This is a genomic window from Caulobacter sp. AVps16, from assembly GCF_058681455.1.
The window spans coordinates 3,022,893-3,042,250 of record NZ_CM178739.1 but is presented as its reverse complement, the minus strand read 5'-3'; the positions used below and the strand labels follow the sequence as shown (position 1 = coordinate 3,042,250).

Sequence of the window (19,358 nt, the reverse complement as noted above, 5' to 3'; positions counted from 1 at the left end):
TCGGTGTGCATTGTGCTGCTGCACTGCAAAAGGGCGCAGGCGCCGCATCGCGATGGCGTCACGTCAGATCGTTACGGGAGCCTCGCCATGAGCGACATCGTCATCGTTTCCGCCGCCCGCACCCCGGTCGGCTCTTTCAATGGGGCGCTGTCCAGCCTGCCCGCCTCCGAGCTTGGCAAGATCGCCATCCAGGCCGCTGTCGAGCGTGCCGGCCTGACGCCGGCCGATATCGACGAAGTGATTCTCGGCCAGGTGCTGCAGGCCGGTGCCGGTCAGGGGCCGGCCCGTCAGGCTGCGATCAATGCCGGCATTCCGGTTGGAAGCCCGGCCTGGAGCCTCAACCAGCTCTGCGGTTCAGGCCTGCGCGCCGTGGCCCTGGCGGCCCAGCAGATCGCAACCGGCGACGCGAAGATCGTCGTGGCCGGCGGTCAGGAAAGCATGAGCCAGGCACCCCATGCCCAGCATCTGCGCGGCGGCCAGAAGATGGGCGACCTGAGCTTCGTCGACACCATGATCAAGGACGGTCTGTGGGATGCCTTCCACGGCTATCACATGGGCCAGACCGCCGAGAACATCGCCTCACGCTGGCAGATCACCCGCAGCGACCAGGACAATTTCGCCGTCGCCAGCCAGAACAAGGCCGAGGCCGCCCAGAAGGCCGGCCGCTTCGACGCCGAGATCGTTCCCGTGACGATCAAGGGCCGCAAGGGCGACACCATCGTCGACAAGGACGAATTCATCCGTCACGGCGTGACGATCGACGCGATCTCCGGCCTGCGTCCGGCCTTTACCAAGGATGGCTCGGTCACCGCGGCCAATGCCTCGGGCCTCAATGACGGGGCGGCCGCCCTGGTGCTGATGAGCGCCGACGAGGCCAAGGCCCGCGGCCTGACCCCGCTGGCCCGCATCGCCTCCTGGGCCAATGCCGGCGTCGAGCCCGAGATCATGGGCACCGGCCCGATCCCGGCCAGCCAGAAGGCCCTGGAAAAGGCCGGCTGGACCGTCGCCGACCTCGATCTCGTCGAGTCCAACGAAGCCTTTGCGGCCCAGTCGCTGTGCGTGGTCCAGGAGCTGGGCCTCGACACCGCCAAGGTCAATGTCAATGGCGGTGCCATTGCCATCGGTCACCCGATCGGCGCTTCGGGCGCGCGCATCCTCACCACCCTGCTGCATGAAATGAAGCGCTCGGGTGCCAAAAAGGGTCTGGCGACCCTCTGCATCGGCGGCGGCATGGGCGTGGCCATGTGCGTCGAGGCGATTTGAGTCAGGTTTTTGCCAGATCCCCGCGCCGGACGCTTGCTCCGGCGCGGGGATCACGCGAACCATAAGAAAAATCGGGAGAGACACATGACCAGAGTAGCATTCGTGACCGGCGGCACCCGGGGGATCGGTCGCGCGATCTGCGAGCGTCTCGTGGCCGATGGCATGAAGGTCGCGGCCGGATATTCCGGCAACGAGGAAGCCGCCGCCGCCTGCGCCAAGGATCTCGGCGTCATGGTGGTCAAGGGCAATGTCGGCTCGTTCGACGACTGCGCCGCCGCCGTCAAGAAGGTCGAGGCCGAACTGGGCCCGATCGATGTTCTGATCAACAATGCCGGCATCACCCGTGACGGCATGCTGCACAAGATGTCCTACGAGCAGTGGTCCGAAGTGATCCGGGTCAATATGGACTCGGCCTTCAACATGACCCGGCCCGTCATCGAGGGCATGCGCGAGCGCAACTGGGGCCGGATCATCAATATCAGCTCGATCAACGGCCAGAAGGGCCAGATGGGCCAGACCAACTATTCGGCCGCCAAGGCCGGTCTCATCGGCTTCACCAAGGCCCTGGCGCTCGAGAACGCCAAGAAGGGCGTCACGGTCAATGTGATCTGCCCCGGCTACATCGACACCGAAATGGTCGCCGCAGTGCCGGAAAACGTCCTGGCCCAGATCATTGCCGGCATTCCGGTGGGGCGCCTGGGCAAGGGCGAGGAGATCGCTGACATGGTCTCCTTCCTGGCAGGCGAGCGGGCAGGCTTCGTGACCGGGGCCACCCTGACCCTCAACGGCGGGCAGTACATGGCGGCCTAAAGGTCGTCCGGACTGACATGTTTGCAACGGCCCGGCGCCCAGGCGTCCGGGCCGTTGTTGCGACGGTTGACGAGCCGGGTCGTTTCGTCGTGAAACCTTCAACTTCGGGCGACGGTGGATCCCTGACGGCGAGACCTGTGTCGCGTCCAAGATTCGCCCTAGTCGGCGGGCATAACGGGTTCATGAAGAGTTCGATTGTCGAGATGGACGGCTGGAGGGCCAAGCGGGCCCTCGTGATCGTCGCCATGCTCGCGATCGCCGCGCCCGCTGCCGCGCAGCAAAGCCCCCAATCGTTGCGGGACGCCCTGCTGGGCCATCGCGGCTTTTCCACCTCCCGCCGTCCGCCGCCGCCGCCTGTCGCCCGCTATGTCTCCGAGTCCGGCAATGCCTTCGTGCTGGATCGCGCCGCGCCCCTGCCCCTGCTGAAGTTCGACAACAGCGCCGAGGTCTGGGTGCTGTCGCCCCAGCCGGCCTCGCGCGGCGACGTGCTCTATCGCAACGAGATGGGCGAGCCCATGCTGCGGGCGACCAAGCTCGGCGGCATGATCCTGTTCACGGACGAGAGCCCCAACGGGGCCGCCGCGGCCCTGGCCGGCAAGGCCCCCTCGATCCAGCCTCCGGCGGCCATCTCGCCGATCGCCCTTTATCAGCGCATGGGCCAGGCCAGTCTCCGCGCCAGCCGTGCGGCCCAGCGGCAGATGCCGTTCGAGACCTTGCAGGATGCCCGGCCGGAAACCTCGGTCCTGATCGCAGAGTCCGCGACGATCACGGCCGAGGCCTTCGAGCGACTGGCCCGCAAGGGTGATCGCGCGACCCTGGCCAGTATTACCCGGGTGGTTCTGGCCGAGGGCGACAAGCCCGGTGCCAGCCTGAAGAACGGCGCGCTGGTCGTGACCTATGCGCCCGGCCAGGGCGTGGGCGGGCGGCCGTCCTCGAAGCGCATCGTCAAGGTGGTTCTTCGCTGATCCAGGTCCGCCGGGCCGGACAGCCTGACCTCGTCGTCGGGTTCAGGTGGCCTCTATGCCAAGCGCTTTCAATTCCTTCAGGAAGCGCAACAAACTGGAGTGCGACCGCTTCAGGCTTGAGACCATCTCGGGTCGCGCCAGCGCCTCGCCCGGTACGATGAAGCCCTCGCGGCCGACTTTCTTGGCCACGCCCCGTTTGAGCATTTCGACGACCCTGCGGCGCACGGTCTCGTAGGGCAGGCCCAGAGAATCGGCGACCTGGCGGATGGTGATCGGGCGGCGTTCTTCATCCGGCGGGACGTCATCGATCTCGGCATAGACCCGGCCGCGCAGGTGGGAGACGTTGCCTGCCCAGAGCGTCGTGTAGACCAGAGAATAGATGATATCGACGCCGTGGGCCTCATTGGCGATCTCGACCCAACGCAGAATGTAGTCCGTGGCGCTGCGCACGGCCGCGCGCGCGTCATGGTACTCGTCCGTCATGGTTGTAACCGCCCCGCCCAACTCTTAAGCGAACCTTGTTACAGGGGACCGATTCCTGTCGCCGTGAAAAGGTTTGCACGACGACTGCGACAAATCGTCACGCCCTGTTTCGCCGGCGGAGAGGGCTGTTCGGTTCGCCTTAGCGCAGCACGGGTCGCCAATCCGGCGGAGCCAGCTCGAAGCCCGCGAAGCGGAATCCCGGCGCCACGGTGCAGCCGACCAGGGTCCAGGCCCCCAGGCTGACGGCCGTCTGCCACCAAAGGGTCGGGACGATGACCTGGGGGCGGCACCCCGAACGGAGATCCGGCCCGAGCCTGTGGGCCGTGGCGCCGACGCCGTCCGGCGGCGACAGGGTCAGGGCCAGCGGCGCGCCGGCGTGATAGTGCCAGACCTCGACCGCATCGACGCGATGCCAGGCCGACATCTGCTCGGCTTCGAGAAGATAGTAGATCGCCGTCGAGGCCGGCCGTGCCCCATCCACCGAGGCGTCTTCAAAGGTCTGACGATACCAGCCGCCCTCGGGGTGAGGTTGCAGCTCGAGCAGGCGGATGATTTCCCGGGCCCCCAGATCGCCGGAAATGCCGAGGGGAGGGTTGGTGTGGGTCATCCCTTGAAGCCGTCCTTGGCGGCACGGATCGCAGCAAAGGCTTCGGCCGGTGCCAGGTCTGGACGCAGCAAGGGCGCTCGCAGGAAGGGATTGGTCGCCTTCTCGAGACCGATGGCGGTCGGGACGGTGGGTTCGCCCCGTTCCCGGGCCGCGAAGATCTGCTCGGCACGGGCCCTGAGGCCGGGATCATCGTCGACCGACAGGGCAAAGCGCGCATTCGAGGCCGTATACTCGTGGGCGCAATAGACGGTGGTGGCGTCGGGCAGGGCCGTCAGCCGTGCCAGCGAGGTCCACATCTGTTCGGCCGTGCCTTCGAAAAGCCGTCCGCAGCCCAGGGCAAACAGGGTGTCGCCGACAAAGGCGATAGCGTCCGCGGCATCATGATAGGCGACATGGCCCAGGGTATGGCCGCCGGTGTCGATCACCGTGAAGCGGGTCTCGCCCAGGTCGACGACATCGCCATCGCCCACCGTGCGATCCAGGGGCGCGATGCGGGTGACCTCGGCCGGGCCCACGATGGTGGCACCGGTCGCCGCCTTGATCGCCGCATTGCCGCCCGCATGGTCGGGATGCCAGTGGGTGTTGAGCACCAGGTCCAGGCTCCAGCCCAGGCGGGACAGTTCGGCGAGGATGGCGTCGGCGTCCGGGGTGTCGATGACGGCGGCCTTGCCGGTGGCGTCGTCGCGCACGAGGAAGCCGTAGTTGTCTGACAGGCAGGCGAACTGGTGGACGGTCAGCGTCATGGACAGCCTTGTACTGGCGTGAGGCGGTGACGTGAGGCTCGCCACCACCTACATAGATGGACTGGCCGCCCCGGAGACTCAATGCGTCGCGACGTGCTCGATCTCAGAGCCTTCTACGCCACCCCGCTGGGGCGCGCTGCGCGTGTCATGCTGTCGCGCAAGGTCGCTGAGGCCTGGGGCGATGCGCGCGGGCTCGATGTCCTGGGTTTGGGCTATGCCACCCCCTTTCTGGATGCGGCCCGCCCGAGCGCCCGGCGCGTTGTCGCCGCCATGCCGGCCACCCAGGGGGTCGAGGTCTGGCCTTCCGGCGGTCGCAACCAGGCCTGCCTGGTCGAGGAAACCGCTCTGCCCCTGCCCAATGCCATGTTCGATCGGGTCCTGGCGGTGCATGCCCTGGAAGAAGCCGAGGATCCGGCGGCGGTTCTGGCCGAGATCGGCCGGGTCATGGCCCCGACCGGGCGCCTGATCGTGGCGGTGGCGTCGCGCGACGGGTTCTGGGCCGGTGCCGAGAGCACCCCCTTTGGCCACGGCCGCCCCTTCAGCCGCAGCCAGCTGGAGCGGCTGATTCGTGACGCCGACCTGGAACCCGCCGGCTGGACCCGCGCGCTCTATGCGCCCCCCATCGCCATGACCGCCGGATGGGCCGAGGGCTTCGAGCAGGTCGGGGCCCGTCTGTGGCCCCGGTTCGCCGGCCTGATCCTGATGGAAGCGGTCAAACAGACCTTTGCCGTCAAGCCCCGCGGACACCGCGCCCGGGTTCGCGTCTTCTCGCCGGGCGTCCTGTCGCCGAGCCCGGCAGGGCCGGCATCGGCCCGCAAGGTGCCTGTTCGGAAGGCACCGGCGACCCTTCTGGACGGATCGCCCTTGGAGGCGCCGCGTTCGGAGCCTAGCTTAGGTTCGTAATCACTGTTCGCTGCGGGAGCCGCGCCATGAAAATGATCGTCGCCATCATCAAGCCGAGCCGCCTCGACGCCGTTCTGGAGGCTGTCACCGAGGCCGGTGCATCGGGTCTGACGGTGACCGAGGTGCGCGGCTACGGCCGGCAAAAGGGCAAGACCGAGGTCTATCGCGGCGCTGAGTACGAGGTGAAGCTGCTGCCCAAGGTCAAGCTCGAGATCGCTGTACCGACCGACGTGGTCGAGCCGGTGGTCGAGGCGCTGCAACGGACGGCCAATACCGGCAAGATCGGTGACGGCAAGGTGTTCGTCATGGATCTCGAACAGGCGCTGCGCATCCGCACCGGCGAACGCGATGCGGCAGCGATCGCCGGCTAGCCGCGTGGCCGGGATCGTGCGTGGCGGGGGCTTGAGGGCGGAGCCTTAGGTCCGCCTGCGCGTTGACGAGACTCACCCGGATAGGAGCGTCATGGGCGAGCGGGCGTCGGCCTTCCAGTCAGGTTACAACTGCTGGCGCATTGCGCCGGCCGATCGTCTGTCCCTCCTGGTCGACAATGACGAAACCTTTGACGCGCTGAAGCCCCTGCTGCTGGCGGCCCGGCGCTCGATCTGGATTCTGGCCTGGGTGTTCGATCCGTTGACGCGGCTGGATCCCGACCGGGTTCGACGCAGCGGTGATCCGGAGCAGGCCGATCGCATCGGCCTGATCCTGCGCCGGCAGGCGGCGCTCAATCCGGCCCTGGATGTGCGGATCCTGACCTGGGCCATGCCGTTCCCGATCGCCGCCGCCCAGCTGTTCGGGCCGCAGCGCGGCCTGGCCTTCTTCGCCGGTTCACGCGTCAAGTACCGGCTCGACAGTACCCTGCCGGCCTCGGCCTGCCATCACCAGAAGGTCGTCGTCATCGATGGGGCCACCGCCCTGGTGAGCGGCGGCGACATCGGGGTGGATCGCTGGGACACCTGCGAGCATCGCGACAATGACCCCCGCCGCAGACTGCCGACCGGGCGACGCTATCCGGCCCGGCACGAGGTGGCGATGCTGGTCGACGGTCAGGCCGCCCAGGGCCTCGGCGACCTGTTCATCGACCGCTGGCACAAGGCCACAGGCGAGGCGCTCAGCCTGCCCGAGCGCCCGGCGGAGGCTCCCTGGCCGCCGGGCCTAGTGCCGGATCTGTGCCAGGTCCCGGTGGCGGTCAGCCGGACCGAGGCGGCCTGGAAAGGCCGGCCGGAAATCTCGGAAAGCCTGCTCCTGCACCTTTCCGGCATCCGCTCGGCCCGGCGTTTGATCTATCTGGAAAACCAGTACCTGACCTCGCCGATCATCGTGGACGCCCTCGCCGAGCGCCTCGCCGAGCCCGATGGCCCGGAGGTGGTCATCGTGGGGCCGGCGCGCAGTCCCAGCTATTTTGACCGGATCACCATGGACAGCGCCCGGTCTGTGGCGATCAATCGTCTGCGATCGGTCGATATCCACAATCGCTTTTCAGCCTTCAGTGCCCACACCCCCGGAGGGCACCCGATCATTGTCCATTCGAAGGTGGCGATCCTAGACGACACGATGCTGCGGGTCGGGTCGGCCAATCTCAACAACCGTTCGATCGCTCTCGACACCGAGTGCGACCTGGCCTTCGAGGGGCGCGAGGCCGGACAGCGGGCGGTGATCTCGGCCTTTCTGGCCCGGCTGATCGGTCATTTCCTGGGCCGGTCGTCGAGCGAAGTCCTGGCGGCGCTTGCGGCCGAGGGGGGGCTGGCGGCAGCCATCAAAGCTCTTGATGTCCGGGCGGATCAGCCGCGTCGGCTTCAACCTGTGCCGGTCCGCCGGCTGACCGGCCTGCAGCAGTTCATCGCCGACTGGAATCTGGGCGACGCCCTTTCGCCCCGTGACGCCTGGCGGCCCTGGGGGCGTCGCGAACGGCTCAGGCGGGACCGGGTTCGCCTGAACCAGCCCCCGCCGCATCGGCCGGACCATCTGCGGCCGTGATCTTCAGGTCGACCACCAGGGGCAGGTGATCGGAGGCCAGGCGCGCCCTGGCGTCATAGGGCGACCGGACCGCGACAGTCTCCAGACCCTTGGTCAGGAAGACATGATCGATGCGCATGAACGGAAAGCGGGACGGAAAGGTCGCCGTGGCGGGCCGCGGCCAGGCGCTGTCCGGTGTCTGGGCGTCGCGCAGGGCAGCGCGCAGCATCCGGTAGGTAGCCGAATAGGGCGTGGCATTGAAGTCGCCCAGCAGCACCCCCGGTGCCGTCCAGGCGTCCGAGGCCATCCACGCCTCCCCCAGCAGGGCGGCGGCCTGGCGCTTCTGTTCCTGCGGGATCAGGCCCAGATGGGTGTTGATGATCTGGACGGGGATGTCACCGACCATGACCTCGACCCACAGGGCCCCGCGAGGTTCCAGGCCCGGCACCCGGCGATAGAGCGGCAGGCCCGCCGCCTTGATCCGGCGCTCGGGCAGGGCGGTCAGTATGGCATCGCCGTACAGCTCTTCCTCCACGGCCATGGCCGGGTGGAAATGGACCTTCATTCTCAGCAGTTCAGCGAGGCGATGGGCCTGATCGATGGTGCCTGTCCGCCGGCGCAGCACGTCCAGTTCCTGCAGGGCCACGACATCGGGCGTCTCCGCGGCGATGACCTCGGCCACGCGCTCGACATCGAGGGCGCGGTCGACGCCCACACAGCGGTGGACGTTGTAGGTCATGAGGCGAAGCGTCATCCGTCGAAGAGATCGCCCGAAACCGCCTTTGGTTCCCGTTCGGTCGCTTGGCCTGCCTCGGACCCGACCCGGCTCAGCATGAACAGGCAGGTCTCGGCCCGCCAGTTCTCGAGGGGACTGGCCGGATCGATCGGCCGGGCCGGACCCCGGCCAGTAAAGGCGGCGCTGGCGTCGACCCGTACCTGCAGGTCGTCGGTCAGGGCCAGGAAGTCGACCAGGGTGCAGAGGTGGATATTGGGCGTCGACCACCAGGGCATGGGCAGGGCCTTGGTCTCGGGCATCCGGCCGCGGCTCAGCAGCGACCAGCGCACCCGCCAGTGGCCGAAATTGGGGAAGGAGACGATGGCCCGGTCGGCGATGCGCAGCAGCTCGGCCAGGACGTGGCGGGGCTGGCGGGTGGCCTGCAGGGTCTGGGACAGGATCGCATAGTCGAAGGTCTTGTCCGGGAAGTGGTCGAGGTCCTGGTCGGCATCGCCCTGCACGACGGACAGGCCTCGGGCCATGCAGGCGGCCACGCCCCCGGCGCTGATTTCCAGCCCGCGACCGTCGACCTGCTTTTCCTGGGCCAGCAGATCCAGCAGGGCTCCCTCGCCGCAGCCGACATCAAGCACCCGCGATCCGGGGCGGACGAGACGCAGGATCTCGCGGAAGTCTTCGCGCACCACGCTCATGCCAGCCCCCGCTCGCGCTCGACCGAGCCCAGGAAGCCGGTCAGGGCCGCGTCCATCACCGGCTCGTCCAGCAGGAAGGCGTCATGACCCTTGTCGCTCTCGATCTCGACAAAGGCCACCCGGCAGCCGGCGGCCGTCAGGGCGCGGACGATGTGGCGGTTCTCGGTGGTCGGATAGAGCCAGTCACTGGTGAAGCTGAGCACGCAGAACCGCATGTGCCGGGCCCGGGTGAAGGCGCTGGCCAGCACCCCGCCATGGCTGGCGGCGATGTCGAAATAGTCCATGGCCCGGGTGATGTAGAGATAGCTGTTGGCGTCGAAGCGGTCGACGAAGCTGGCTCCCTGGTGGCGCAGATAGCTCTCGACCTGGAAGTCGGCGTCAAAGCCCCAGGACAGGCCGTCGCGCTGCAGCTCGCGGCCGAACTTCCGCTGCAGGGCCGGCTCGGACAGATAGGTGATGTGGGCGGCCATCCGGGCCACGGCCAGGCCCTTTTCCGGTCGCGTGCCGTGGTCGGCATAGGCCCCGCCGCGCCAGTCGGGATCGGCCATGATCGCCTGGCGGCCGACCTCGTGGAAGGCGATGTTCTGGGCCGAGTGCCGCGATGCGGAGGCGATGATCACGGCGCTGGCCAGCCGCTCGGGATAGTCGACGGCCCATTGCTGGACCTGCATGCCGCCCATCGAGCCGCCGACCACGGCAAACAGGGTCTCGACCCCGAGGGCCGAGACCAGCATCGCCTGGGCGCGGACCATGTCGGCGATGGTGATGACCGGGAAGGACAGGGCCCAGGGCTTGCCGGTGGCCGGATTGATCGAGGCCGGGCCGGTCGAGCCCATGCAGCCGCCGATGACATTGCTGCAGATGATGAAGTGCCGCTCGGGGTCCAGCGGCTTGCCGGGACCCACCAGACGCAGCCACCAGCCGGGCTTACCCGTCGTGGGATGCGGCGAGGCCACGTGCTGGTCGCCGGTCAGGGCGTGGCAGACCAGGACGGCGTTGGAGCGATCGGCATTGAGCCGGCCATAGGTCTGGTAGGCGACCTCCAGACCTTCGATGACGCCCCCCGAATCAAGGCGCAGGGGCTCGCTGGTCGGGAACCGCCAGGTTCCGCCATCGGTGTGCGCGGACGGGGCCAAATCCAGGTCAGCCATGACCGCCTTGGACCGCTTGGCGAAGAAGGTGTCAACCGCCCGCTTCCGGCGGGCCCCGGCTGAGGCTATGGAGGGCGCATGGACCGTCTGATCCTCATGCGCCACGGCCAGGCCGAACGGCAGGCCGCGACCGGCGGCGACTTCGAGCGTGGCTTGACCCCGAAAGGGCGCGAGGACGCGACCCTGATCGGCCAGCTGCTGGCCCGCCAGGGGGCGAGCCCCGATCTGGTGCTGGTTTCCAGCGCCCGGCGGACCCGCGAAACCTTCGCCGCCGTCTCGGCCGCCTTTCCCCAGGTCCGGGTCGAGTTCCGCCGCGACCTCTATCACGCCGAGCCCGATGAGGTCATGGCCGCCCTGGAGGACGAGGGCGATTCGGCCGGGGTGGTGATGGTCATCGGCCACAATCCGGGCCTGCATGAACTGGCCCTGCGTCTCGTGCTCCAGGGCGGGGCCGAACCGGTCGCTCTGAACCGGATCCGCGGCCGCTTTCCCACTGCCACGACGGCGGTCTTCGCGTTCGGCTCCGGTGGCCCGCCGGTGCTGGAACATCTCTTCTACGTGGCCGAACATGGCGGAACAGGCGGCGAATGACCCTGATCTACAAGATCCTCTCCCGCGCCGAGTGGGAGGCCGCCAAGGCTGCCGGCGCGTTTCAGGGCTCAGCGGTGGATCACGCCGACGGCTTCATCCACCTGTCGGGGGCCGATCAGGCCCAGGAGACGGCGGCCCGGTATTTTGTCGGCCAGACCGATCTCGTCCTGCTCGGCGTCGAGGCCGAGGCCCTGGGCGAGGCCCTGAAATGGGAGGCCTCGCGCGGCGGGGCGCTGTTTCCGCATCTCTTCCGTCCCCTGCTCGTCGGTGAGGTCATCAGCGAGCGCGCCCTGGCGCTCGACGCAGCAGGCGTGCCCCAGCTGGGCGATCTGTCCGCATGAGCCTGCATGATCTTGCCGTCCGGGCCTTGCACGCCTTCGATCCGGAAGACGCCCATGGCCTGGCCATCCGGGGCCTGAAGGCCGGCCTTGGTCCGCGCGACAGCGGGCCCGCCGATCCCAGCCTGTCGATCACCCTGGCCGGCATGACCCTGTCCAGCTGCGTGGGCCTGGCGGCCGGTTTTGACAAGAACGCCGAGGTTCCCGACGCCATGCTGGCCGCCGGCTTCGGCTTCGTCGAGGCCGGGACAGTCACGCCCCTGGCCCAGGCCGGCAATCCGCGCCCGCGCCTGTTTCGCCTGACGGAGGACCAGGCGGTGATCAACCGCATGGGCTTCAACAATGAGGGCCTCGAGGCCTTTGCCGGCCGCCTGGCGCGACGCCAGGGCCGTCGGGGCTTTGTCGGGGCCAATATCGGGGCCAACAAGGACGCGACCGACCGGATCCAGGACTATGTCACCGGCCTGACCCGGCTGTGGGGCCTGTCCGACTATTTCACCGCCAATATCTCCTCGCCCAATACGCCGGGCCTGCGGGCCCTGCAGACCAAGGCCGCTCTCGAAGAGCTGCTGGGGCGGCTGGCCGAAACCCGCCTGTCCCTGAAAACCGGTTCCGGCCGCGACTATCCGATCTTCCTGAAGGTCGCCCCCGATCTCGAGGACGGCGAGGTCGAGGCCATTGTCGAGACGGTCGTGGCCAGCGGCCTGGACGGGATCATCGTCAGCAACACCACCATCGCCCGGCCTGACAGCCTGAGGTCGGCGGACAGGGGCGAGACCGGCGGTCTGTCGGGTGCGCCGCTGCTGGAGCCCTCCACCGCGGTTCTGAAACGCTTCCATGTCGCCGCCGCAGGTCGAACCGCCCTGATCGGGGCCGGCGGCATTGCTGACGGGGCCGGAGCCTATGCCAAGATCCGGGCCGGGGCCCGGGCGGTGCAGCTCTATTCGGCCCTGGTCTATGGCGGGCCGGGCCTGGTGGTTCGCATCAAGCACGACCTGGCCGCCCGCCTGCGCGCCGACGGCTTTGCCTCTGTCGAGGATGCGGTCGGCGCCGGATGACGACCGACAGGGGACTGCAGCTGCTCCGACAGTTCGGCCCGGTCGTGGCCCTGGTCGCCCTGTTCATCTGGGCGGTGGCCAGTGGTCTGGCGGGGCATATCTCGCTGGAAGATCTCCGGGCCCAGGCCCAGGGCCTGCAGGCCCTCGTCCGCGAACATCCGGTCCTCAGCGTCGCGAGCTATGTCACCCTCTATGTGGCGACCGTGTCGATCTCCCTGCCCGGGGCCCTGATCCTGTCTCTGACCGGCGGCTTCCTGTTCGGACCCATACTGGGCGGGGCGGCCGCCGTCACCGGGGCCACCGGCGGGTCAACCGTGGTGTTCCTGGTCTCCCGCACGGCCTTTGCCGACTTCCTGCGGCGCTGGAAGAACCCCCTGCTGCTGAAGATCGAGGACGGATTTCGCGACAACGCCTTTTCCTACCTGCTGACCCTGCGCCTGATCCCGGCCTTTCCGCTGCTGCTGGTCAATGTCGCGGCGGGTCTGATGGGAGTGCCGTTGCGGACCTTTCTCGCCGCCTCCTTCCTCGGCATGGTGCCCAGTTCCTTCGTCTATGCCGGGATCGGTGCGGGTCTGGGCCATGTCTTCGCCCAGGGTCATCCCGTTTCGCTGGAAACCCTGCTGTCGCCGAGGATCTATCTGCCGATAATCGCCATGGGGGTGCTGGCCTTTCTGCCGCCGCTGTGGCGCCATTGGCGACGCGGGCGCGTTGCCCCCGCGCCCGACGTGAAGTAACTCAGATTCATGACCGAGACGGTCTCGCCGACGGAAATCCCGACCCCGCCCGCCGCGCGACGCTTCCCGTGGCCGCGCGGCCTGTCGGCGCGCCTGCTGCTGTTCACCGCCTTTGTCGTCACCGTCGCCGGCCTGATGATCCTGCCGCCCACCCTGGCGGCCTATGAGGAGCAGTGGCTGCTGGATCGGGTGCGGGCCGGGGAACTGGCCTCGACCATCGCCGAGAACGATCCCGATCTGCGGGTCAGCGACTCGGTCGCCGGCCAGCTGTTCGACCAGGCGGGGGCCGTCACGGTGGCCGTCCAGGTCGACGGGGCCCGCCGGCTGGTCCTGCCGCCCAAGGTCCCGATGCAGACGCCCTATCTGGTCGACCTGCGGCGTCAGAACCCCGGCTCCTGGCTGGCCGCCCCGTTCTTCACCCTGACCAGCCCGCCGGGCAGCATGGTCCGGGTGATGGCCGAGCCGCGCTTCCGCAAGGCCGAGTTCGTCGAGGTGGTCCTGCCCGACGCCCCGCTGAAGGCCCAGCTGATCGCCTATTTCTGGCGGCTGGCGGCGATCACGATCTTCGTCGCCGGCCTGGCGGGCTTTTTCGTCTACCTGTTCCTGAACATCTTCCTGGTGCGGCCCATGCAGCGCATCACCCGCGCCATGGAGCAGTTCCGCGCCGACCCGGCCGATCCCGAGGCCCGCATCGTCGTCTCCAAGCGCCGCGACGAGATCGGCCGCGCCGAGCTCGAGCTCGACCGCATGCAGACCGACCTGCTGACCGCCCTGGCCTCCAAGGCCCGGCTGGCGGCCCTCGGCGAGGCGGTGGCCAAGATCAATCACGACCTGCGCAACATGCTGACCAGTGCCCAGATGGCGTCGGACCGCCTGGCCGCCCTGGGCGATCCCAAGGTGGCCCAGGCCCTGCCGCGCCTGGAACGGGCGCTTGACCGGGCCATCACCCTGGCCACCGACGTCATGACCTATGGCAAGTCCAAGGAGCCTGCGCCGGTCGTCCGGCCCACGCCCCTGCGCGCCGCGCTCGACAGCGCTGCTGAGGATTCCGGCCTCGCCCCGGGCGGCGTGGCCCTGGAAACCGTGATCGACCCGCGCGAACAGGTCCTGGCCGATCCGGACCAGCTGCACCGCATCCTGACCAATCTGTTGCGCAATGCCCGCGAAGCCATCGAGGGCGCGCCCGATCGTGGCCGCAAGGGACGGGTCTTTGTCGAACTGCATCGCGGCGACGGGATCAGCATCCTGCGCCTCTCCGACGACGGCCCCGGCGTGCCGCAACGGGCCCAGGCCAACCTGTTCCAGCCCTTCGTCGGCTCTGTGCGGCGCGGCGGCACCGGCCTCGGCCTGGCCATCGCCCGCGAGCTGGCCCAGGGCCATGGTGGTGACCTCGTGCTGGTCGAGACGGGGCCGGGGGGCTCGGTGTTCGATCTCAGCCTGGCGGGGGTTCCGGAGCCGGTGGCGGAGGCTGCGGCGGTGGTCGCGGTGCCGGGTGATGGGGCGGCGGGGTAGGGGCGGCTGACCCCGTTGTTGGCGCAGAGAGCGGACGTCGCTGCTCTGTGCATGCAAGCTGCATACAGCTCCGCGACACGTTCTATGGAAATCCCATTTCGCTGCTCCACAGCGAGCGGGTGGTCAGTTGGCTCCAGTTCGATGTAGGGCCGCTGCTCGCCGTCCCGAAGATGCACCCTCGTCTTCAGGTTCTCGGTGTCGGGATATGTCGGTAGCGCTGCTGATAGCCAGCCGAAGAAGGGGCCGTGCGACGCTCTGTCACGAGCGTCAAAGAGGGCATCAAATTCCTCAAAGGCCTCGCGACTTAGTGAAGTCCATACGCCCCAGACGAAGGGTTCCTCCGCTCCGTCTACGGGCAGTTCGATGCAACCCCGAACGAAGAAATGATCCCCGTCGATGACGCACATGTCAGTAGATAGCTGGCAACGCGTTTCGCGCTCGGCCTCCGGGATGCCGTAGTAGTAAAGGGGGGCCTCAGCCCCGAAGCCCGGCATACCCTCATGCCACTCATCACAGCTTGTGCACTTGAAGCGGAACAAACCGGTCATCTTGGCTCTGAAGGGCTAAATACCTCGCGGGCGCTTCACGCTACCTGAGGTCGTGAGCGTCGCCTATGGGGCTGGCGCAGAGGTTCGCTCTTACTTCGATAAGCGGACGCCCCGGCGTCCCGCTCATCCTTAAATCTCTTGGAGGCTGCAGCGTGCCGGTCTGACCAGGTTGGTCAAGGACGACGCTCTCGCGTCGCCGCGAGGCGGCGGCCCCGCAGGGGCCGTCCTTGAGCAACCTGGTCAGACCGGCGATCGTCTCGCCGTGAGATTTAAGGATGACGCCCTTCGGCGCGAAGGCGGGCGGGGCGCCCAGATCGAACCCTTCTCCCAGAGGGAGAAGGAGGGGCCCGCGCCGCAGGCGTGGGAGGATGAGGGGTTTGCGAAGCCCTTCCGGACAGGGCAGGGCCTTCGGGCGACGGGACGGCTACCGTTGTAACCCCTCACCCTCCCACGCAAGCGTGGGTCCCTCCCTCTCCCACTGGGAGAGGGCTGGGCGTAGGGGGATAAATCGCGCTCAATCCCCGTTTCTTCCGGAACAAACCCCAGTCCAATCAACGGTTTGTAAAAAAATTGATCGCGCCAATCAGACGCATCGAAACCGCCTGCATAATTATTCTTACCTGACAGCACGGGAAGGGCGCACGTACGGCGACCGTTGCGGCTGTCAGGGGTGATCGCGCGGGGGCGAGGGCGGGGGACGTAAACCTGCCCATCGGGGGTCAGCCAAGGCCTCCGCCCGTCCGAAGGTTCGCTCCGGGTCCCTCCGGAATCGGCGTGGCTGCAGCCCAAGGCTCAAGTCCGTCGCGAGGAGGACAAGGCCCGGGTGGGGTGAAGGGTTGAACCAGACCCGCGCGCCCCGGCCAGAGGGATAACGGTCACGCGGAGCGTTCGTCTTCGTCGAAACGGTACTTATTCAAACCCTCATCCGGGCGAGGCCCGGACGCTCCGCAGCCCTTCCCACTCCTTCAGCGGCCCGCCGCGTGAAGCGGCGGAGCCGTGTCGGTCGTCTCTACAGCCCCTTGGCCACGCCTTCGCGACGGGGATCGGCACCGCCCTCCAGGACCCCGCCGGGACGGACGATCAGGCCATGCAGACCGGAGGTCTCGTTCTGGCCGATCTTGACCGTCACGCCGCGGGCATTGAGGGCGGCGACCATCTCGGGACCGAACAGGTTGGCCTCGCCGGAGAAGTTTTCGCCGCGCGACACCAGGTTGGGCAGGTTGATCGCGTCCTGCATGGAGAGGCCCCAATAGAAGACCCCGACCATGGCCTTCAGATTGTAGGACAGGATGGCATTGCCGCCGGGCGAGCCCACGGCCGCCAGGAACTTGCCCTTGTCGTCCAGCACGATCAGCGGCGACATGGACGAGCGCGGACGCTTGCCGGCCGCCACCGCATTGGCCGCCGGCGCACCGTCCCGGTCGGTCGGCGAGAAGCTGAAGTCGGTCATCTGGTTGTTGAGGAAGAAGCCGCCGACCATCCGGCCCGAGCCGAAGATGCTTTCGACCGTGGTGGTCATGGAGACCACATTGCCGGCCGGATCCATGATCACGAAATGGGTGGTGCCGGCGGGTTCCCGGGTGGCGTCGGGGCCGACGACGGGCGCGCCCTTCGGCAGGCCGAACTTCGGCGCGGGGCCGGCCACGTCCCTGATCAGCTTGGCGCGCTCGGCGACATAGGCCGGGTCCAGCAGGCCCTCGACCGGCACTGTGACGAAGGCCGGATCGGCCACATAGCGGTCGCGGTCGGCGTACATGACCCGTTCAGCCTCGGCCAGCAGGGCCCAGGCGGCCGGATCCTTGGGGCCGCGCGTGCCGATATCGGTATGTTCCAGCATCATCAGGGCCTGGATCACGGCCAGGCCGCTCGACGAGGGATTGGGCACGCAGACCGTATAGACCTTCCAGGGGCGGCACAGGGCCGCCGCCGAGCGGGGGCGATAGGTCTTGAGATCGCTGAGGGTGATGCTGCCCGGCAGGGTGCCGGCCTGGACCTTGTCGACGATGGCCTGGGCGATCGGTCCTTCATAGAGGGCGCTGGGACCCTCGGCCGCCAGCCGCCGGACCGTGGCCGCATAGGCCGGGTTCTTCAGCAGGTCGCCGGCCTGGTAACGCTGGCCGTCGGGCTTGGTGAAATAGGCGGTCACGTCCGGCGTGGCGTTCTGGGGCACCCGGCTGCTGTTGACCATGCCGGCCAGGCGGGGGCTGACCACAAAGCCGTCGGTCGCCAGTCGCTCGGCCTCCTTGAACAGGGTGCTCCACTTGGCCACGCCATGGTCCTTCTGGGCCTGGGCCAGCATGGCCACGGCACCCGGGACCCCGGTGGCCCGGCCGGAGACCACGGCGACCTGGAAGGGCAGGGGCTTGCCTTCCGGGCCCAGGAACATGTCGGGGGCCGCGCCGCTGGGGGCCGTCTCGCGTCCGTCATAGGCGGTGACCTTGCCGGTCCGCGCCTCGAAATAGGTCATGAAGGCGCCGCCGCCGATCCCCGAGCTCTGCGGCTCGACCAGGCTCAGCACGGCCTGGACCGCTACGGCGGCATCCACGGCACTGCCGCCCTCGCGCAGCACCTTCAGGCCCGCCTCGACCGCCAGGGGATTGGCGGCGGCGACAAAGCCGCGCGGCGCGGTCTGAGACCCTGCAGCGGCCGCTGCGGTGGGCTTGGCCCGGGTCGTGACCTGGGCATCGGCCAGGCCGGTACAGGCGGACAGGGTGAGCAGGGAGATCAGGAGGAGGCGACGCATAGGATCGGGTTCCAACCAGGAAACGGCGGCGGTCAGGCCGCGACGGCGAAGTGTCCATGGACATCAAACCCATGGCGCTGTCACGTCCGTATGACGCTTTAGGGGGCCGAAACCGCCAGCCCGCTTCGCGCCGGGCGACGGGTGCCTGCCGGTCGAGCGCGGGTCGCTGAAATCTTTTCGCGATTACCCGCAGACCGGGCTTGCGTCCCCTGAGTGAACGGGCTATCTCCCCCGCCTCGCCGAAAGGCAATGCGCGCCCGTAGCTCAGCTGGATAGAGCATCAGACTACGAATCTGAGGGTCGGACGTTCGAATCGTTCCGGGCGCGCCATATCTCCTGACATCGCAACCTGGTCGTGGCCGAGCTTTTCGCGCCGGCGACAGGGCTTGGCCGTCAGGCTGGGCGTCCCTCAAAGAGGCCTGGCCGGAGAGCTGGAGATCGCCGGGAGCAACCTATCTGGCCAGCTGGACCTCGCGCGGGCTCTGGCCGGTCCAGCGTTTGAAGGCGCGGGAAAAGGCCGCCGGTTCGGAGAAGCCGACGAGGTAGGCGGTCTCGTTGACCGAGGCCTTTGCGCCGGCGAGGTAGCGGAGCGCCATGCGGTGGCGAAGCGCGTCCAGCACCTGCTTGAAGGTGGCGTCCTCGGTTCTGAGCTTGCGGAACAGGGTCTGGCGGCTGAAGCCCAGAGCGCGGGCGACGGTGTCGGAACCGACCTCCCCGGTGTGCAGCAGCGGCAGCAGCATGGCCTCGACCTGGCCGCGGACGGTCTGCTTGTCCTCGAGTTCCTGCAGCAGGTCGTCGGCCCGCCGGGTCAGGACGCCGAAGACGTAACGCGGTTGCTGTGCCACGGGCCAGGTCGCGATGCGCGGGTCGAGCCTCATGGCGTTCCAGTCGCGGGAGAAGGTCACCGGGCACTGGAAAATGCGGTCGTGCTCGGCGCGCCAGGCCGGGGCCGGATGGGTGAACTGCACCTCCAGCACGTGCGGCTCGGGCAGGAAGCGGCGCGGGCCGCAGACCAGCCGGACGAAGGCCCCTTCGGTCAGTTCCGGGAAGGCGTTGGGATCGGCCCGCGTATCGACCATCCACAGCTGGCCGTCGCGCACGGTCAGGGTGAAGCGCGGCCCGTCGCTGAGCCCCTCGGTCTCCAGTGACAGTCGGCCGAAGCGCTGCATCTGGGCGAAGGCGTCACCCATGGTGGCCGAGGCGTTCATGATCAGCCCGACGATCGAGATCTCCGCCAGGTCGACGGCTTCGCCGAAATGCAGGGCCAGGGCCGGGTCCTTGCACAGGTCCTGGGCTGCGCGCATCAGGGCCATATAGGACTCGAAGGGCAGGCGGCTGTCGTGGTCTGCCAGGTCGGCAAGGGTCAGGCCGGCCCGGGCCAGAAGCGTGGCGCGATCAGCGCCCTTCTGGGTAGCGAATGCGATCAGGCCGGCGGCGACTCCTGCGGACGTGGTCAGATTCGGCATCGGCGCGGCCCTTGGTGTTACAAACGATCATGCGGGCGGTCGGTTCGATCATGGCGCCCGCCGCC

At 68.2% G+C, this 19,358-nt stretch carries 19 protein-coding genes, 1 tRNA gene and 1 pseudogene; 12 read left to right on the top strand and 9 right to left on the bottom strand.

What is annotated here, in order from left to right:
• Window positions 1-87 precede the first annotated feature (87 nt).
• The 3 genes from ACW17U_RS14530 (at window position 88) to ACW17U_RS14520 (ending at window position 3,038) form a co-directional block, all read left to right on the top strand.
• Window positions 88-1,263 (top strand): acetyl-CoA C-acetyltransferase, encoded by a 1,176-nt coding sequence (locus ACW17U_RS14530; protein ID WP_492053371.1) that lies wholly within the window; start codon window positions 88-90, stop codon window positions 1,261-1,263.
• 84 nt (window positions 1,264-1,347) lie between these two features.
• Window positions 1,348-2,073 carry a beta-ketoacyl-ACP reductase gene (locus tag ACW17U_RS14525; protein ID WP_062143722.1) on the top strand — a complete coding sequence of 242 codons (726 nt, stop codon included), beginning with the start codon at window positions 1,348-1,350 and terminating at the stop codon, window positions 2,071-2,073.
• A 182-nt stretch (window positions 2,074-2,255) separates the two neighbouring features.
• Window positions 2,256-3,038 carry a DUF4908 domain-containing protein gene (locus ACW17U_RS14520; RefSeq protein ID WP_062143725.1) on the top strand — a complete coding sequence of 261 codons (783 nt, stop codon included), beginning with the start codon at window positions 2,256-2,258 and terminating at the stop codon, window positions 3,036-3,038.
• A gap of 42 nt (window positions 3,039-3,080) precedes the next feature.
• On the opposite strand, the gene ACW17U_RS14515 is transcribed toward ACW17U_RS14520, so the two are convergent.
• The 3 genes from ACW17U_RS14515 to gloB form a co-directional block, all read right to left on the bottom strand.
• Complete coding sequence (locus ACW17U_RS14515) at window positions 3,081-3,521, bottom strand: hypothetical protein (RefSeq protein ID WP_062143728.1); 441 nt, start codon at window positions 3,519-3,521, stop codon at window positions 3,081-3,083.
• A gap of 139 nt (window positions 3,522-3,660) precedes the next feature.
• Entirely contained in the window at window positions 3,661-4,128 is a 468-nt protein-coding gene (locus ACW17U_RS14510; RefSeq protein ID WP_062143731.1) for a cupin domain-containing protein, read from the bottom strand.
• On the bottom strand, window positions 4,125-4,871 hold the full coding sequence (gene gloB, locus ACW17U_RS14505; RefSeq protein ID WP_492053368.1) for a hydroxyacylglutathione hydrolase: 747 nt from the start codon (window positions 4,869-4,871) through the stop codon (window positions 4,125-4,127). Before gloB ends, ACW17U_RS14510 begins: the two co-directional genes overlap by 4 nt.
• An 81-nt stretch (window positions 4,872-4,952) precedes the next feature.
• Between gloB and ACW17U_RS14500 the strand changes: the two genes are divergently transcribed.
• The 3 genes from ACW17U_RS14500 (at window position 4,953) to ACW17U_RS14490 (ending at window position 7,748) form a co-directional block, all read left to right on the top strand.
• On the top strand, window positions 4,953-5,774 hold the full coding sequence (locus ACW17U_RS14500) for a class I SAM-dependent methyltransferase (protein WP_062143737.1): 822 nt from the start codon (window positions 4,953-4,955) through the stop codon (window positions 5,772-5,774).
• Between the two features lie 26 nt (window positions 5,775-5,800).
• Window positions 5,801-6,145, top strand: a complete 345-nt coding sequence (locus ACW17U_RS14495; RefSeq protein WP_062143741.1) for a P-II family nitrogen regulator — start codon at window positions 5,801-5,803, stop codon at window positions 6,143-6,145.
• Between the two features lie 91 nt (window positions 6,146-6,236).
• A complete protein-coding gene (locus tag ACW17U_RS14490) occupies window positions 6,237-7,748 on the top strand; it encodes a phospholipase D-like domain-containing protein (protein ID WP_492053365.1) in 1,512 nt (503 codons plus the stop codon).
• Here ACW17U_RS14490 and ACW17U_RS14485 read toward each other — a convergent pair.
• From ACW17U_RS14485 to metX, 3 genes are read right to left on the bottom strand one after another with little or no spacing between them, the layout of a single operon-like run.
• The gene (locus tag ACW17U_RS14485) at window positions 7,684-8,481 is read right to left on the bottom strand and encodes an endonuclease/exonuclease/phosphatase family protein (protein WP_492053363.1); all 798 of its coding nucleotides are present in this window, start codon (window positions 8,479-8,481) and stop codon (window positions 7,684-7,686) included. The genes ACW17U_RS14490 and ACW17U_RS14485 overlap by 65 nt on opposite strands.
• Window positions 8,478-9,152, bottom strand: coding sequence for a methionine biosynthesis protein MetW (metW, locus tag ACW17U_RS14480; RefSeq protein ID WP_492053362.1), 675 nt, complete (start codon window positions 9,150-9,152; stop codon window positions 8,478-8,480). The genes ACW17U_RS14485 and metW overlap by 4 nt, the downstream gene beginning before the upstream one ends.
• The gene (metX, locus tag ACW17U_RS14475; RefSeq protein ID WP_492053360.1) at window positions 9,149-10,303 is read right to left on the bottom strand and encodes a homoserine O-acetyltransferase MetX; all 1,155 of its coding nucleotides are present in this window, start codon (window positions 10,301-10,303) and stop codon (window positions 9,149-9,151) included. The genes metW and metX overlap by 4 nt, the downstream gene beginning before the upstream one ends.
• Window positions 10,304-10,381: 78 nt before the next feature.
• Here metX and ACW17U_RS14470 point away from each other — a divergent pair, with 78 nt between their 5' ends.
• The 5 genes from ACW17U_RS14470 to ACW17U_RS14450 are packed head-to-tail and all read left to right on the top strand — an operon-like array spanning window position 10,382 to window position 14,536.
• Window positions 10,382-10,894 (top strand): SixA phosphatase family protein, encoded by a 513-nt coding sequence (locus ACW17U_RS14470; RefSeq protein WP_492053359.1) that lies wholly within the window; start codon window positions 10,382-10,384, stop codon window positions 10,892-10,894.
• Window positions 10,891-11,235: a DUF952 domain-containing protein gene (locus ACW17U_RS14465; RefSeq protein WP_492053357.1), complete on the top strand. Its 345-nt coding sequence runs from the start codon at window positions 10,891-10,893 to the stop codon at window positions 11,233-11,235. Before ACW17U_RS14470 ends, ACW17U_RS14465 begins: the two co-directional genes overlap by 4 nt.
• The gene (locus ACW17U_RS14460) at window positions 11,232-12,290 is read left to right on the top strand and encodes a quinone-dependent dihydroorotate dehydrogenase (RefSeq protein ID WP_492053355.1); all 1,059 of its coding nucleotides are present in this window, start codon (window positions 11,232-11,234) and stop codon (window positions 12,288-12,290) included. Before ACW17U_RS14465 ends, ACW17U_RS14460 begins: the two co-directional genes overlap by 4 nt.
• Complete coding sequence (locus tag ACW17U_RS14455) at window positions 12,287-13,024, top strand: TVP38/TMEM64 family protein (protein ID WP_492053353.1); 738 nt, start codon at window positions 12,287-12,289, stop codon at window positions 13,022-13,024. Before ACW17U_RS14460 ends, ACW17U_RS14455 begins: the two co-directional genes overlap by 4 nt.
• 9 nt (window positions 13,025-13,033) lie before the next feature.
• Window positions 13,034-14,536 (top strand): sensor histidine kinase, encoded by a 1,503-nt coding sequence (locus ACW17U_RS14450; RefSeq protein ID WP_492053351.1) that lies wholly within the window; start codon window positions 13,034-13,036, stop codon window positions 14,534-14,536.
• Window positions 14,537-14,685: 149 nt separating this feature from the next.
• Here ACW17U_RS14450 and ACW17U_RS14445 read toward each other — a convergent pair.
• Window positions 14,686-15,030, bottom strand: a pseudogene (locus ACW17U_RS14445) (DUF2199 domain-containing protein); the annotation flags it as partial.
• Window positions 15,031-16,093: 1,063 nt separating this feature from the next.
• Window positions 16,094-17,827, bottom strand: coding sequence for a gamma-glutamyltransferase (gene ggt, locus ACW17U_RS14440; protein WP_492053349.1), 1,734 nt, complete (start codon window positions 17,825-17,827; stop codon window positions 16,094-16,096).
• 253 nt (window positions 17,828-18,080) lie between these two features.
• Between ggt and ACW17U_RS14435 the strand changes: the two genes are divergently transcribed.
• Window positions 18,081-18,157 (top strand) — tRNA-Arg (locus ACW17U_RS14435).
• Between the two features lie 122 nt (window positions 18,158-18,279).
• Here ACW17U_RS14435 and ACW17U_RS14430 read toward each other — a convergent pair.
• Window positions 18,280-19,293 (bottom strand): AraC family transcriptional regulator, encoded by a 1,014-nt coding sequence (locus tag ACW17U_RS14430; protein WP_492053347.1) that lies wholly within the window; start codon window positions 19,291-19,293, stop codon window positions 18,280-18,282.
• Window positions 19,294-19,358: the final 65 nt, after the last annotated feature.